The sequence below is a fragment of the Streptomyces sp. NPDC037273 genome, assembly GCF_055603625.1.
The window spans coordinates 26,411-41,756 of record NZ_JBVJVO010000019.1 but is presented as its reverse complement, the minus strand read 5'-3'; the positions used below and the strand labels follow the sequence as shown (position 1 = coordinate 41,756).

General features: G+C 71.2%; 12 protein-coding genes and 1 pseudogene. 5 read left to right on the top strand and 8 right to left on the bottom strand.

All coding sequences use genetic code 11. The annotated features are described in order from the left end of the window. Nucleotides 1-369: 369 nt before the first annotated feature. From ACZ7G1_RS34360 to ACZ7G1_RS34350, 3 genes are all read left to right on the top strand, one after another. The gene (locus tag ACZ7G1_RS34360; protein WP_470875058.1) at nt 370-2,145 is read left to right on the top strand and encodes a cytochrome c biogenesis protein DipZ; all 1,776 of its coding nucleotides are present in this window, start codon (nt 370-372) and stop codon (nt 2,143-2,145) included. A 90-nt stretch (nt 2,146-2,235) separates the two neighbouring features. Further along, nucleotides 2,236-3,255 carry a DUF389 domain-containing protein gene (locus ACZ7G1_RS34355; RefSeq protein ID WP_470875060.1) on the top strand — a complete coding sequence of 340 codons (1,020 nt, stop codon included), beginning with the start codon at nt 2,236-2,238 and terminating at the stop codon, nt 3,253-3,255. 521 nt (nt 3,256-3,776) lie between these two features. Further along, the gene (locus ACZ7G1_RS34350) at nt 3,777-4,418 is read left to right on the top strand and encodes a fasciclin domain-containing protein (protein ID WP_470875062.1); all 642 of its coding nucleotides are present in this window, start codon (nt 3,777-3,779) and stop codon (nt 4,416-4,418) included. 292 nt (nt 4,419-4,710) lie between these two features. Here the strand turns inward: ACZ7G1_RS34350 and ACZ7G1_RS34345 are convergent, their stop codons facing one another. Beyond that, the gene (locus tag ACZ7G1_RS34345) at nt 4,711-5,544 is read right to left on the bottom strand and encodes an NAD(P)H-binding protein (protein WP_470875064.1); all 834 of its coding nucleotides are present in this window, start codon (nt 5,542-5,544) and stop codon (nt 4,711-4,713) included. 354 nt (nt 5,545-5,898) lie between these two features. On the opposite strand from ACZ7G1_RS34345, the gene ACZ7G1_RS34340 reads away from it, so the two are divergent. Beyond that, complete coding sequence (locus ACZ7G1_RS34340; protein WP_470875066.1) at nt 5,899-6,366, top strand: hypothetical protein; 468 nt, start codon at nt 5,899-5,901, stop codon at nt 6,364-6,366. A gap of 25 nt (nt 6,367-6,391) precedes the next feature. Then, nucleotides 6,392-6,769 carry a hypothetical protein gene (locus ACZ7G1_RS34335; RefSeq protein WP_470875068.1) on the top strand — a complete coding sequence of 126 codons (378 nt, stop codon included), beginning with the start codon at nt 6,392-6,394 and terminating at the stop codon, nt 6,767-6,769. On the opposite strand, the gene ACZ7G1_RS34330 is transcribed toward ACZ7G1_RS34335, so the two are convergent. From ACZ7G1_RS34330 to ACZ7G1_RS34300, 7 genes and pseudogenes are all read right to left on the bottom strand, one after another. Continuing rightward, nucleotides 6,730-8,007, bottom strand: coding sequence for an alpha/beta hydrolase (locus ACZ7G1_RS34330; protein ID WP_470875069.1), 1,278 nt, complete (start codon nt 8,005-8,007; stop codon nt 6,730-6,732). The genes ACZ7G1_RS34335 and ACZ7G1_RS34330 overlap by 40 nt on opposite strands. Nucleotides 8,008-8,381: 374 nt before the next feature. Beyond that, complete coding sequence (locus tag ACZ7G1_RS34325; RefSeq protein ID WP_470875070.1) at nt 8,382-9,146, bottom strand: maleylpyruvate isomerase family mycothiol-dependent enzyme; 765 nt, start codon at nt 9,144-9,146, stop codon at nt 8,382-8,384. 192 nt (nt 9,147-9,338) lie between these two features. Then, nucleotides 9,339-9,983, bottom strand: a complete 645-nt coding sequence (locus ACZ7G1_RS34320; RefSeq protein ID WP_470875072.1) for a hypothetical protein — start codon at nt 9,981-9,983, stop codon at nt 9,339-9,341. A gap of 118 nt (nt 9,984-10,101) precedes the next feature. Further along, entirely contained in the window at nt 10,102-10,698 is a 597-nt protein-coding gene (locus ACZ7G1_RS34315; protein ID WP_470875073.1) for a terpene synthase family protein, read from the bottom strand. A 702-nt stretch (nt 10,699-11,400) separates the two neighbouring features. Continuing rightward, on the bottom strand, nt 11,401-12,216 hold the full coding sequence (locus ACZ7G1_RS34310; protein WP_470875075.1) for a sulfite exporter TauE/SafE family protein: 816 nt from the start codon (nt 12,214-12,216) through the stop codon (nt 11,401-11,403). A 137-nt stretch (nt 12,217-12,353) separates the two neighbouring features. Beyond that, nucleotides 12,354-12,462, bottom strand: a pseudogene (locus ACZ7G1_RS34305) (YnfA family protein); the annotation flags it as partial. Nucleotides 12,463-13,260: 798 nt separating this feature from the next. Then, complete coding sequence (locus tag ACZ7G1_RS34300) at nt 13,261-15,231, bottom strand: ATP-binding protein (RefSeq protein ID WP_471204369.1); 1,971 nt, start codon at nt 15,229-15,231, stop codon at nt 13,261-13,263. Nucleotides 15,232-15,346 lie beyond the last annotated feature (115 nt).

Sequence of the window (15,346 nt, the reverse complement as noted above, 5' to 3'; positions counted from 1 at the left end):
AAGGCGCAGCCGTCCGGGCCGGCCGGCCGGGGGTGGGGTGTCCATCGCATGCGGGTCCTTGGTCGGAGGGCGGGCGGCCGGGCCGCCGGTGGGGCGGGCTGCGGCCACGGGGCCGGGGACGGCCTGTGCAGAGTCTTCGTAGCGGACGGACATGCGGATGGGTGGGGTTTTCGCGGTGGGTTCGGGCGTCCTGTCAGCCGTACGAGTGACATGGCGCCGGCCTGTCGTCAGGGGGCGAGCGGCCTTGGTCGCGTCCTCCTGCGCCTCGCCGGCAGCAGCCCCGCGGCTCACGCCGGACGGCGCCATCCAGCGGCGTTCCCGGTCCGAATAGGCGACAAAAGCTACCGCCGCGAGGAAGAGGCGTTCGTCATGGTCACTCTGGTGCTGATCGGGCTGCTGGGCGGGCTGATCACCGCGGTGTCGCCCTGCATCCTGCCTGTCCTGCCCGTGGTGTTCCTCGCGGCCGGCCCCGGCGCGGACGCCCCCGCCCCGCGGGAACGCGCCGCTGTCGCCGTGGGCGGTCCGGCCGACGGCGCACCCCCTGCTCCAGCCCCGCCCTCATCCCGGCCGGCCCGGAACCTGCGCCCCTACGCCGTCGTCGCCGGGCTGGTCTTGAGTTTCGGCTTCTTCACGCTCCTAGGTGTCACGATCATCTCCGCCCTGGGCCTCCCCCAGAACCTCCTGCGCTACCTCGGACTCTCGCTCCTCGTCCTGATCGGCCTGGGACTTGTCTTCCCGCCGGTGGAGCGGCTCCTGGAGAAGCCGTTCGCCCGCATCCCGCAGCGGCAGGTCAACAAGGAGGGGAGCGCCTTCGTCCTCGGTCTCGGGCTCGGGCTTCTCTATGTGCCGTGTGCCGGGCCGGTCCTCGCCGCGATCACCGTCGCCGGGGCCCGCGGGGAGATCAGTGCCGACATCGTCGCCCTCACGCTGGCGTTCGCGGTCGGCACCGCGATCCCGCTGCTCGCCTTCGCTCTCGCCGGACGGCGCGTCGCCGAGCGGGTCGCCGCTTTCCGTACCCGCGCCCGGAAGCTGCGTATCGTCTCCGGGGTCCTCATGATCGCGCTTGCCTTCGCCCTCGCCTTCGATGTCACCACCGCCCTCCAGCGTGCCCTCCCCGACTACACCAGCGCCGCACAACGGCAGGTCGAGGACAGCGACACCGCCCGGCAGAAGCTCTCCGGCCTCTACGACGACTCCAACAAGGAACTCTCCCGCTGCGAGGACGGTGTCGACGAGCTCCGCTCGTGCGGGCAGGCTCCCCCGCTCGCGGGCATCGCCGCCTGGCTGAACACACCGGACGGCCGGCAGATCGACCTCGCGGAGCTGCGCGGGCGTGTGGTGCTCATCGACTTCTGGACCTACTCCTGCGTCAACTGCCAGCGCAGCATCCCCCACGTCAAGGACTGGGACCGCGCCTACCGCGACAAGGGCCTCACCGTGATCGGCGTCCACTCCCCCGAGTTCGCCTTCGAGAAGGACGCCGGCAACGTCGCCGACCAGACCCGTAAGCTCGGCATCACCTACCCGGTCGCGCTCGACAACGACCTCGACACCTGGGACAACTACCGCAACCGCTTCTGGCCCGCCAAGTACCTCATCGACGCGAACGGCACCGTCCGGTACTTCACCTTCGGCGAAGGCCGTTACGCCCAGACGGAGAACCTCCTCCGCGACCTGCTCCGGCAGGCCGACCCCTCCGTCGTCCTCCCGCCGCCGACCGGCCAGGCCGACGACCTGCTCACCGAGGACCGTACTCCGGAGACGTACCTCAGCACCCACCGCATCCGCGGCTACACCGGCACCCCCGAACTCACCCAGGACAAGCCAGTCGTCTACAGCTTCCCGATCGGTGGCATCCCCCTCAACGGACTCTCCCTGTCCGGTACCTGGACCGCCGGGTACGAGCACTTCACCGCGGGCCGCGACGCACGTCTCGCCCTCACCTACCGGGCGCAGAACGCCAACCTCGTCCTCGCCGGCGAAGGCGCCGTCACCGTCCTCGTCGACGGCAAGCCCACCCGGACCTTCGATGTCCACGGCACTCCGGCCCTTTACCGGCTGACCACGCACGACACCGCCCGCGAGGCTCACCTCGAACTCCGCCTGACACCCGGCTTGCAGGCCTTCGCCTTCACCTTCGGCTGAGTTGGGCCCCACGCGGGGAAGGCGCCGCGCCCTCCCCCAGCACCGCACCCCAGACAGCAGAATTGGGGCAAATCGAGCGAAGGGGGCAATGTGTCCAGCGTGGACGAGGTGGCCGCGCGGCGGATGGTCGACGCGCTGTTCATCGAGCGGGCCTGGGGCAGTCGAAGTGCCTCGCGTTTCTGGGTGCTCCTGGTCCTGGCAGCGGTCATCGCGAGCGCGGGAGTGGTGGGAGATTCCACCGCCACCGTCATCGGAGCCATGATCGTGGCCCCGCTGATGACTCCGATCCTCGGGACCGCGCTGGCCCTGGTCCTCGCCGACCGGGCGCACGTCGTGCGCAGCGCGCTGCTGGTGGCCGGCGGTGCGGTGGTGGTCGTGATCATCGGCATGTTGCTGGGCTGGATCGCCGCTCCGCCCGACGCGTTCGCGGACAACAGCCAGGTGTCCTCCCGGATCAGTCCGCGCCTGATCGACCTGCTCGCCGCCCTGGCCACTGGAACGGTCGGCGCGTTCGCCCTGGTCAGGACCGACATCTCCGACACCCTGCCCGGCGTCGCCATCGCCATCTCGCTCGTCCCGCCGCTGGCCGTCACCGGGCTACTCATCACCGTGCACCGGTACCTCGACGCCGGACAGTCCGCACTCCTGTTCGCGACGAACGTCGCCGCCATCGTCGCCACCGGCACCCTGGTCTTCCTCGGCTACCGCGTACGCGAAGCGGCCCGGTCCGCCGACCTCACCGTGGGCGCGTTCCACGGCCGGACCCTGGCTGCGGTCGTAGCCGTCGTCCTGCTGGTCGCCGTCCCGCTGACCACGGGCACCGTCTCCGTCGCCCGAGACCGCGCGTTGGCCGCCGACGCCCGCCCCATCGCCGAGCGCTGGGCGGAGGCCGGTGACTGGCAGATCGCCTCGGTCGACGCCCGCAACGGCGTCGTCCTCATCGGCGTCCTCGGCCTCCCTCCCCAGCCCGCCCCCACCGCCCTGCGCACCGCCCTCGACCGCGCCGGACTCGGCGACGCCGACCTTCAACTGCGCCTCGTCGGCGGCCGCACCCACTGGTGCCCGGCAGGCACCGTCACCTGCACCGTGGAGGGCTCGCCCGTCAGCTGAGCAGGGCCGTGGGCACAGGCGCGTCTGAGCAGGGCCGTGGGCACAGGCGCGTCCGGATGTGCGGCTCCAGCGCCTGGCTGACGACGGCTGCGCCAGGCGGGGTGCGCGGGTCGCCCCCCCTGCTCCGGCGACAGGTCGCGACGCGGGAGGCGGGGTGCGGGAGGCGGGGTGCGGGAAGCGGGGTGCGGGAAGCGGGCTGGCGGCGGGGAGCTCGGCGTGGCCGCGGCGGTGGCGGCGACGGTGCGGTCGCGAGGCTGGAGCACGTATCCGGGGTGGAGGTCGCGGAGGAGTTCGGACCGTTCGCCGTCGAGCGGGGAGGCGCACCTCCGGGTACGGTCCCGACGCCGGTGCGCGTCGTCGGCGGAAACCACCCATCCGCCGGAGGGTCCGCTCCGAATGACGGACATGAGCACCGACGTGAGGACCCCGCCCCCTCCGGGACCGCCGGGTGGCGTGAGCGATCACCGCCGGATGTTCTCCGCAGTCCTCAGCACGAACGCGACACCTCAGGAGAGCACGCCATGAACACCCTGCGCTTCCGTCGTTCCGCGGTGGCCGTCGCCGCCGCGGCCACCCTGCCGTTCGCCCTCGCCGCCTGCTCCGCCTCTGGCAGCGAAGCGATGTCCAACGAGGCGGCCTCACAGGCCGCGCCGCCCGCGGCAGCGGAGTCCTCGGACGCGATGGCGTCCGACGCGCCGTTCGGACCCGGCTGTGCCGGTGTGCCGAAGGAAGGCGCCGGTTCGTTCGACGGCATGGCCAAGGACCCCGTGGCCACCGCCGCCTCCAACAACCCGGCCCTGTCGACCCTGGTCGCCGCGGTCAAGCAGGCCGGCCTCGTCGACACCCTGAACAACGCCGAGAACATCACCGTCTTCGCGCCGACGAACGACGCCTTCGCCAAGATCCCGAAGGCCGACCTCGACAAGGTCCTCGCCGACAAGGCCACCCTCACCAAGATCCTCACCTACCACGTCGTCGGCGAGAAGCTGACACCGAAGCAGCTGGAGAACGGCTCCTTCGAGACCCTCCAGAAGGGCACGCTCACCACCAAGGGCTCCGGAGAGTCCTACACCGTCAACGACTCCTCCAAGATCGTCTGCGGCAACGTGCCCACCGCCAACGCCACCGTCTACATCGTCGACACGGTCCTCATGCCCAAGTAGTACCGGACAGGGCCGCCAGGGGCGTGGTCCCGAGGCGCACGGATCAACACCCGCACCGCCCTCGGGACCACGGCGTTCAGGGGCTCGGCTGAGCCATTGGCACACGACCCCTCCGCCGGGGCAGCCAACGGCCCACACCCCCGATCGACGGCCCATCCCTGCGGGCGCAGGGAACGACTGTTCCGGGACGGCTGGGCGAGGGCCCACGTGGGGCCGTCTGTCGTCTGTCGGCGTTCGGAAAGTGCCGGCCCGGCGGCCCGGGTGCAGATGGACGTGGTCGGGCCCAGGTCGTTCAGCGGAAGGCGTCGGCGTGCTCAGATGCCCACTGCCGGAACGGGCGGCCCGGCCTCCCCGTGATCCGCGCAACCGTGTCGCGCACCATCAGCAGCTCGTCGTTCACGTCTCCGCCCGTGACGTCGAGCACCGCGTCCGCCGCCTCGGCCCCGAAGACCACAGCCATCTGCGCGTGGGCCTGCAGGCGGCTGATTTCGGCGAAGGCAACCTCTCGGCCCAGTGCTGCCGCGATGGCTTCCACCTGCTGTCGGGCGGTCACCGGCTCAGGACCGGTCAGAGCGTACGTGCGTCCCTGGTGGCCGGGCTCGGTCAGCGCCACGCGTGCCACCGACGCGATGTCCGCAGGGTGGATCGTTGGCAGTGCGGTCTCGGCGTACGGCGCGCGGACGGTCTCGTGGGCACGGATGGAAGCCGCCCACATCAGGGAGTTCGAGGCGAACTGCGTCGGCCGCAGAATCGTCCAGGCCATGCCGCTCGCCTTGAGCAGTTCCTCCACCGCGAGGTTCTCACCGGCAGGTCCGAGGTGCGGGTGAGTCTGGACGGTGATGGACGACACCAGAACGACGTGTTCCACGCCCGCCTGCCGGGCGGCTTCGAGAATCTCGGCGTCCGAGCCCAGACGCGACACGAGAAACAGCGAACGAACCCCTTCCAGCGCGCGCTTCAACGACGCCGGCTCCGCGAAATCCCCCTCGACAGCCTCGACCCCTCCGGGGAAGACGGCCCGTGCGACATCACGAGTGAGCCCCCTCAGCGGCCCGACACCGCCTGCGTGCAGCTCCTTCAGGAGGGCGCTGCCTATGTTTCCGGTGGCTCCGGTCACGAGGATCATCTGCGTGTTTCCCGTCATCAAACGATCAAGTAAGTGACACGCTAGAACCTCAATCAGGCTTCAGGTCAACAAGATCCCCCGGTCACTCCCGCAGCTGGACACGTTCATCGGTACCCGGCTGGGCACGTACGCGGCCCCGGCAAGAAGTCTGTGAAGCCAGGGCATGCGACCGTTCGGCGGTGACGCTCCGTCACACGTTCTGGGATTGTCAGCGAGAGTGACGGCCCTTGCTCAAGTCCGCACAGGGCCGCCGGCGAGCGATGATCCGAGCCCGCCTGGTATCCCTGGTTCCCTAGTTCGCACGGGTGCCGATGCCGGATCCGGTGGCCTTGCCGAACGTGAGGAGCAAGCCGCATGAACTTCAGTGACATCGTGCCGAACCCGGACGAGCACGTCCGCTTCGCGGCCTACCTCGACAAGCTGCGGCAGGTCACCGACGCTGACGAGGCCGGCCTCGTCAGCCGCGTGCTCGCCGACCCGGACTCGACGATGGCCCAGTCCGCGGTGCGGCGACACCTGGACCGTCCCGCCACCGACCTCTACCCGGGTACCGCCTACGAGGAGTGGGCGCAGGCGATGACCCAGGCCACGATCGACCGCCCCTTGCTGACTCAGCGCCTGCGGGAGTGGTCACTGTTCCGCGCCGTCACACTCGAGCTGCCTTGGCAGGCGGACGACCTGCTCGCCTCATCCAACCGGTTCCAGCTGATGGCGGCCGCCGGGACGAACACACGGGCCCTCGGCATCCTCGCCGAAGCCGGTCGCACCAAGCGGATCCGCAACACCGCGAAGGCCACGCTCAGCCAGCGCGGCGAGTGCTGAAGCGGCTCATCCGCAACTCTTCACCATGGCTGGCGTTCCGCCGTGTGCGCCGCGCAGGCGTAGACCGGACCATCGGCTCCGCGCGGCCGGCGTCGGCCCGCAGACGTTCCACGGCACCGTCATCGAGGCCGGCATCGCGACCGTCATCGAGGCCGGCACCGAGGCCGGCATCGACCCACACCACCTCGCCGACACCCGCACCCACACCCACACCCACACCCACACCCACACCCACACCCACACCGAACGACCCGCAGCGGGGGCCGGCCCCCTGAAACCGCTGGACCGCTGGTCAGGCACCTATCAGGCTCCGGATCGTGGAAATTCTCGACGTCCAGGCCGGCATGGCGAAGACACCGTGCGTCAGGAGCGCGCGAGCTGGTCGAACCAGCGCACGATCTGAGGCCCGGCCAGCTTGAAGGAGCCGTTGTGGTCGGCCTTTCCGTGGTCGATCACGGGGGCCGTCACACCGTTGCGGGCCAGATCGGTCGCGCAGCTGAGGGAGTTGGCGATCGCCACGTCCGTGTCGCCGGCCGCGCTGTGCAGCCGTACGGGCACGTCGGGCTTCCAGTCACAGGTCCCGTCCTGTGCTTTGAGGGCGGCCAGCAGGCCGTCGTCCGGGTGCCGCAGCCGGTCGTAGAAGCTGTCGGTCAGCAGTTCCTTCACCGAGCCGGGAAGCTTCGTGAGGATGTCCTCCTCCGTGTGCCGGGTGTCGAAGAGCTCCTCCACGTACTGCGCGTGGGGCTGCCGGAAGGCTTCGGCCGGGTTGTCATAGACGGGGTGCAGCCGGTTCTGGGCGGTGAGGAAGTACGACATGTAGAAGACGCCGCTGATGTCGTTGACGCGGCCGTCGAGCAGCGCGGGGATCTCGGCGCCCTGGAGGTCGTACGGCCCTGCGACCGGCGCCAGTGCCCGCAGCCGGAAGTGCCGGTCCACGCCCCGCGCCAGCTCGCGGCCCAGTGCCATGGCGACCTGGCCGCCCTGTGAGAACCCCGTGCCGTACACGTCTCCGGTCAGCGGCCTGCCCAGCGAGGCCGCGGCGGTGCGAGAGGCCCGCAGCATGTCGAGCGAGGCGGAGACGGAGGAGGCGGTGTCCATGTACGGGTGCAGGCCTGGGCCCTTGCCGAGCCCGAGGTAGTCCGGGGCGGCGACGGCGCGGCCCGCGGCGGCGTGCAGATAGGGCGCGTACAGGCCGAAGTCCTCAGCAACAGACGGCGCATAGTCGCGATGGACCATCGTGCCGTGCGTGTCGGCCACCACGTCGAGCCGACGGTCGCCACCCTTGGGGAGCACCAAGAGGCCTGTGGCGGTGGTCGGTTCGCCCCGGGGTGTCAGGGTGCGGTACGTGAGCCGGTAGCCGCGCACACCGTGGCGCACGGTCGCCGGGTCGATGCCGGCGCCCTTGAGGAACGCTGCGACCTCGGCGCGGCTCTGGTCGGCGACGGGAGTGACACCGAGGAGGGCCCCACGTTCCGTACTGCGGTGTGCCGGGCGGGGTTCGGGCGCCGCGATCGCCGGGGTGGCGGCGAGGGCTGTGAGGACGACGGCGGTCGCGGCGGCCAGGGAACGGCGTACGCGCCTGCGCCGTATGGCCCGTTGGGCGCGGGTGCGGGTGGCGGTGTGGGTGGTGGTGTGGGTCATGGCGACGACGCTACGGAGCCGTTGATCAACGGGACATCCGACGGTCCCCCGGCCATCGGTGCGGCTAGCCCCACCCCGGAACCAGGGAATCCCCCCAAGAGGAGCCGGAGTTGGGGCCGGGGCTGGCGTTGGGGTTGGAGTTGGAGTTGAGGTTGGGCCTATGTTCGGCCGTGTAGTGCATGGGCGGCCAGTGAGCCGCACAGCGAGCCCGTCGGGGCCGTGCTCCTCAGGCGCAGGTCTGCGCTGTTGGGTTGGGCTTCACTGGCGGGACCGCCCGCATAGGCATCCCCGCCCCGATCCAGGCCCGCAAGAGGTGGGTGGGGGACGGCCGCCCCACCACCCGGCACCTCAGGTGATCCCCCTGCCCGTCGGCCTCAGCCCCAGTTCTGCAGCTGCTGGAGCAGGTCGGCGTCGCCCTCGATCCGCAGGGAGTCGGCCGGGATGCGCATGTACATGAGCAGGGCAATGTCGCTGGCCGTGCCGTGGAGGGCGGCGGTGGGCTTGTTCTCGGCGGCCTGCGCTGCGGTGAGGCGGGTGAAGCGGGAACCGGCGGCGTCGACCGTCTGGCGCCAGGAGCCGGCCTCGGCTGTGTGGTAGTCCATGGTGGAGGGCTCGCCCGGCCACGGGACCGTGACGGTGCAGACGGTGGCGAGGAACTCCTCGATGGCGTCGAGCGCCTCGGTCATCGGCAGCGCCTGCGGGTTACCGGAGGCCAGTTGGGCGTCGTAGGTGTGGATCAGTGACTCCGGGACGCGGCGGCGGGCCACGGCGGCCCCCGTGTGCGGCGACGCCAGCGGCTCCCACCAGGCCCAGCAGCCCCGGTCCGGGCCGGCCTCGCGCAGAGCGCTGAGCAACTGCTCCGTCGAGTCGGCCAGCCAGGTTATGAGCTCCTCGCGCTCCCTGGGCGCCGCCAGCCCGTCCTTGCTCGGCCGCTCGTCGCCCGGAGCGGTGTTCAGAACGATGTAGGCCCAGAAGCGGTCTCCCTCACTGAGGTGGTTCGCCAGGTCGTACAGCGTCCAGCCCGGGCAGGACGGGACGTCGGCGTCGAGGCTGGCGGCCGCGGCGACGGCCGCGCGGAACGCGGCGGAACGCTCGTCAATCATCCGCAGCAGAGTGGGGAAGGAGAGGTGATCAGTCACGCGGACCTTGTATCACCGGGACCGGGGCCCCCGCACTCGATTAATACCGACCGGCACGCCTGCTGCCGGGCGTTCTCAGCACATGTGCTTGAGCTTGGACGCTCGGCCAGCTCCCTCACTACCGGCGGCTCGGATGGCGAGCAATGGGCGTTGGCCGGTGCGCGCTCTCGGGCGGGGCAACAGCCGACGCTGTCAGGTCCACTGCTGGAGTATCTTGCCGGACTTGTCGATGGAGATCTTCAGGCCGGACGGCAACTTGACGGACGGCCGGATCTTGGCGTGAACACCGTCGAGGGCGTAGCCGTGCCTGTCCCAGATCTTCGCGCCGTAGATGTTGTCAGTACCCCTCTCGACGAGCGCGCTGTTGCCGTCCTTGAGCTTGACGGTCCGCTGCGTTGCGGCCGGGCCCGGCTTGGTCTTGCCGGTCCACTTCTGGGTGATCTTGCCGTGCTTGGTGACGGTGACCTTGAGTCCGGACTTGAGGGTCGCGGAGGGCCTGTTGGTGGCGTCGAGGGCGTTCACCGGTGTGCCCTTGCGGTTGTGGAGAGTGGCGGTCCAGGCCCCGTATCGGGCCTTGCTGACCTTGGCGGTGCCGCCGTCCCACAGCGTGACGGTGCGCACTGCGGCGTCCGGCTTCGGCCTGGGCTTGTGAACCGGCTTGTGGGGATTGCCGCTGGTCCACTCCTGGACGAGATGGCCGCCAGGCCGCAGGGTGACCTTCAGCCCGGAGGCGAGCGGCTTGCTGGCGCCGGGGCCGGCGAGCGTGCCGAGGGGCTTGTCGAACCGGCTTGAGAGTTCGGCGCGGGGCTTACCCAGGATCCAGTCGACCTTCGCCACGCCGCCGTCCGTCAGGCCGACATACTTCGTCTGGATTTGATCCTGCGGACCGGGCTGCTCGTCCCGCGCGTCGGGCCGGGTCTCCGGAGTGGGGCCGCGGCCAGGGCCAGGGTCTGTCTCAGTGCCAGTGCCGGTGCCGGTGCCCACGCTCCCATCCGGATCGCTCAGGTCCTGTGAGTACGAGTGGAAGGGCCAGTTCCTGGCCCTGGACGGCCTCGCCGAAGGCCAGCGAGGGTCGAATCCCGATGGCGTTGCGGCGGACCTCCGCGACGTGTTCGAGGTCCGCGTCGGGACGGTGGCGCATCTGTGCTTCCAGGACGTAGGAGTACAGGTACGTCCCGATGTCCTGCGCGAAGCGGCCTTGCCAGGTCGGGGACATGCCCATGCGGCTGCGTCCGCAGAGGTCGGCGAAAGCGCGCACCAGCGGCGGGCTGGAGAGGGACAGTGCGTGTGCGTCCCCGAAGGCGAAGCGCACCATCGGTTCGATCTGCGCGTTGACCGCCGTGGGGTCCTCCCCCACCGGGCCGTCAAAGAAGTCGTCGAAGGGGAAGAACCAGATCATCCAGTCCGACACCAACCGCGCGCCCAGCCCACGGGCGTCAGGGTGCGCGTACGCGGCGAGCCGGTCGAACCGCGGCCTGTCTAGGCACCTCACCTCGTCCTCCTCGGTGACGAGCCCGAGGTCCTGAGCCCACCGCAGACTGTGCTGCCGCATCTCTTCGACACTGGGGTTGATGCGGGCCGGCCGGGGGACCCGGAAGCGGGGTTCCGTGCCTCCCGGATCGATCGTGGTTGGGCGCGGTCGAGGCGCGGGAACGACAGGGAGGGCTGTTGGCGTGGCGGCGCGCGGGGCGGGGACACCCTGCCCGCTCACGCCGGACGGAAGGGAGTGACCTGGCTGGGACATCACGAGCTGCTCCTTCACGTCAGGAAGGACATCCGGCCGTCTGGCGCCCTCGCAAACGGTCGAACCCCCTTCCCTCACCGTGCCGGACGCGGGGCGTTCCCAGCCAGGCCGCGCTCCCTTACGCCCAGTTGCGATGCTTTCGGCGCGCGCCTTGGCGCGGGTTGGCGGAAAATGAGACCGGAGCCCGCCCGGGAAGCCGTCGCACGTTGCACCGGGCGGGCGCACCGCTGTTCGCGGTCGCTGCGAGCGCCTCGGGATCATCCGCGAGCGTGTGTCGTTCCTGAAAGTCGCCGACCGCTGCCGACCGGTCCGGACAGCCGAGATCTCGGCGGCGACTGATGTGGCGTCATCCAAGGCCTCCCCCGCCGCTGCCTGCCGCAGGAAGTCGAGCTCCCGCGGCCCTCCGACCGCTCATCCGCGTCCACGTCGGCCTTGAACCCGCTCGGGGAAGGCCTGCGGGCCCACCAGGCCCTGCGGAGCCGCTCGGATGCTCGGGTCGCCGTGCCGCGGTCAGTCGTGGCGGGCGAGCTTGACCGCGGAGACCAGGAGAACGACGGCCAGGAGCGGGATGAGGATCACGTCGGGGAAGACGCCCAGGAGCAGGCCGCCCACGACAGCGCCGGCGACCGAGCCGACCGCCACGATCGCGGTGAAGCGGAGGTTCGCGCCGAGGACGGCGAAGCTGCCGTCGCGGCTGTAGCGGGCGAACGCGACCAGCATGGTGGGCAGGGAGACCAGCAGGGACAGGCTTCCGGCGGTCTTGATGTCCTCGCCGAACAGCAGCACGATCGTCGGGATCAGCAGCTCGCCCCCGGCGACGCCCATGATCGCGGCGACCACCCCGATGCCGAACCCCGCGGCCACGCCGGCGGGAATCTGCGCCCATGCGGGCAGGTCGAGCGTGCCGAACGCGGTGGTGTGGGTGACGACGAGGGCGGCGGCCATGAACACCATCAGGGCCGCCAGGACCTTGTAGAGCGTCGCGGTGCGGGTCCGTACCGCCCAGGACGCACCCGCCCAGGCGCCCAGCAGGCTGCCGGCCAGCAGGTTCACCGCCACCGGCCAACGGGCTGCGACCTCGGAGGCCGGGACCGCCGCGAGCCGGGCGGGCAACGCGATCAGGACCACGACCAGGCTCATGGCCTTGTTCAGGATCACGGCCGACAGCGCGGCGAAGCCGAACAGGCCGATCAGCAGCGGCAGACGGAACTCCGCGCCGCCCAGGCCGATCATCCCGCCCAGCACACCGATGGCCGCCCCCGCGCCGAACACCGCTGGGGCCGGACGCGCCGAACGGGCAGGAACAAGGGTCGGGTCGGGAGCCATGCCCGGCATCTTGCCGCGTGGCGGGGTCAGACGGCTACGCCAAGCCCACACGTTCAGGGAAAGACACCGCAGGTCGGCACCGCTTTCGTCCGGATGTCCCAGCTCTGCCGGAACTCCGACGGTGACGTCGGCCCGGCTCAGCCATCGCGGGGTGCGTACATGACGGCGGCCATGCCCGCGAGGCGGACCAGCGCTCCGATGACGTCGAATCGGTTCGGGGCGGTAGCCGTCCGCGACCATGCCCCAGACGGCCAGGGCGATGGCGAGCGCGGGCGGCCGGCCCACGACCACGCCCGCTCCCGCACCCACGGCCCCGGCCCCGGCCGCGCTGAGAGCTGGAGCACGCGGCACACACGCGACGGCGGGAGGCGGCGGCGCCCTCGGTCACCAGCAGGGGCCGGTATGGCGGTCCTCCTCGGCGAGGGTGGGGAACGGGATGGGGCAGCGGGTGCTCGACGCGCAGGCGGTCAGGTCGTCGCAGCCTGCCTCGGCCGCCGCCGCCAGGGCCGTACGGATGGTGGTGAGGTCCGCGATCTTCGCGTCGATCTAGGCGAAGCTTGGCCTGCGTGTGGTTCTGGAGACCCGGCACGGGCCGTCCGTATGTCTTCGGGAGCGGCGGTGAGGGCGAAGGTGAAGAACGAGCAGCAGCCGCTCTCCCTCGCGATCAGATCGCGCGCCGTCTCCTCCACGCCCTCCCCGGGGGCGAGCATCAGCTCCAGCCTCAGCGGGTCCGGTCGGGCCGAACCGGTCACCCGCTGGGGAGCCCGTCCGGGACGTCCGGCCCCGGCATCCGCCTGCCGAGGAGAGCGCCCATGGCAGCCGGTAATACGGGCTCGACGCACCGGTAGCCCCAGGTGCCCGCGCACTCCGAGGGCAGCGGCGCGGCCTGTGGTCCCGCGCCTCACCGCGGTCATTGGCCATCCTCGGCATGAATCGACGCTCATGGCAGGAGGAGGGAAGGACCCTCCTCGGCACTCGTCGTGGCCGGTGCGGAGGGGCTGGCGACGTGCGTGGCGAATCGGTTCTCCTTCGAGCGGTCACCCCTCAGAAGGATGGCGAGGACCACGACCAAGGCGTGGAGGGGCCGGCGCCGGCGGTGTGGCCGACCGGGGTCTGGCGTGGGGGCGTTGCGCGTGGGGTGGGGAACGGCGGTAGGTGGTGGGGGGAGGACGGTGTGGCTTCGTCGAGGTGGATGAGGAGGTGGCGCAGGGCGGCGTGGGCCTGGGGGGCGTCCAGGCGGGTGTCGAGGTAGGAGAGGGCGCGGCGGGTGCGGTGGTGGGCGCGGCCTGGGTGTCCGGTGTGGTGGTCGGCGAGGGCGTGGGCGTAGTGGGCGAGGGCGGTGGTCCAGGTGTCGTGGCTGCCGGAGGGCTGGGCGAGGGCCTGGCGTGCCGTGCGGATCGCGTGCGTGGGGGCGGTGCGGGTCTGGACGATGGCGAGGGCGGTGAGGCTGAGTGTGGGGGTGGGGCCCCCGGGGGCGCCGGCGGGGATGGTGCGGGCGGCGTGTCGGTAGTGTTCGGCGGCTGTGTGTAGGTCGTGTCGTCGCCAGGCGAGAGTGCCGTGGGCATGGGCGATGCGGCCGATGAGGGCGTCGTCTCCGGCGAGGACGGCCACCGGCCAGGCGAGGTCCAGGAGGTGGCGGGCTGTGGCGGGGTCGGCTGCCGCGGTGAGCCAGCCGGCCAGCCACTGTGCCCGGGCGGTCAGGGCGCTGCCCGCGGGGAGTCGGGGCAGGAGAGCGAGGGTGCGCGCCGCGCCTTCCGTCCCGTGGTTGTCGGCCGCCCACCAGAACCACAGGTGGAGCACGGCCTCGACGGCGGTCCTCGTGTGAGTGCCGTGGTGGGTGGCGCGGTCCAGGAGGCCGGCCAGGTCGTCGTGTTCGTCACGGACGAGCTGTACCGCCTGCTGCTGCAGGCCGGTGCTCCACAGTGTTTCCGCGACGGAGGCCACGCTTCGGCAGTGCCGGGCGTGGCGGTCGTACGCCGCGGTCGACTCGCCCGCCAGCGTGAGGCGTTCCATGCCGAAGTCGCGGGCTGCCCGGGCCATGCGGTAGCGGGGTTCGGGCACCGCGCCGATCTCGTCGCGGGTGTGGAGGACGCCGATGGCGGTGAGCTCGGCGAGCGCGGCGGGCACCTCGTCGGGGAGAAGGTCGGCGCTGTGGCACACGAAGGCCGCGGCATGCTCGGTGAACGCGCCCGTGAACACGCTGAGACGTCGCCAGACCTTGCGGATCTTCGGGTCGCACAGGTGGTGCACGGCGCCGATCGAGGCTCTGACCGATCTGTGGCGTCCGACGGGCGTGCCGACGGCTGACAGCCAGCACTGCCCCTCCTCCAGACGGGCGGCGAGCCGGCTCACGGTGGTGCGCTGCAGCTGAGCCGCGGCCAGTTCGAGTGCCAGGGGTACCCCTTCCAGTAGCAGGCAGACCCGATCGATCGCCTTGTGGTCCGTCGCCGTGGTGCGCCCGTGCCGGGCCGCCACGGCGTGGAACAACTCGGCTGCCGGCGACACGCCTTCCGTCGGCGCGTCCGTCGCCAGAGGAGCGAGCCGCAGTACGTACTCGTCGCCGAGCCCCAGCGGGCGGCGCGCCGTCACCAGGACCCGCAGGGTCGGCAGACTCCTCAGCAGGGACTGCACGAGCCGGGTGCAGTCGCCGTGCACGGGATCGACGTCGTCCAGGACGAGCAGCAGCTCGCCGCAGGGCAGTGTACGAATCGCGCCCGCGAGGTCCGTGCTCTCGAAGCGTCCGTACGCTCCCGTCGCGGCGTCCAGAGCCCTGGCGATCCTCTTCGCCAGCGCCCAGGGACCGGCCGGAACGTGATCGCGCCAGCGGACGCGGACCATGGCCGGCCACGGACTGTCCTGCGGACAGGCGACCGCCGCCAGAGCCAGACGGCTCTTTCCGACCCCGGCCGCACCGGTCACGGTGACGAGCCGGTTCTTGGCCAACGCCTCTTTCAACGAAGAGAGTTCAGCACCCCGGCCGACCAGTCCGGTGCGCCTGTGGGGAAGGTCCGCCATCCGGACATCGTCGCCTTGGCATGCAGCCCACACGTTCGCCACTCCCATCGGTCAGCTTCTCCCAGGTCGCGACGCCACGGGCCCAGGCCGACGGCTTTCCCTTTCGGAAACCCGC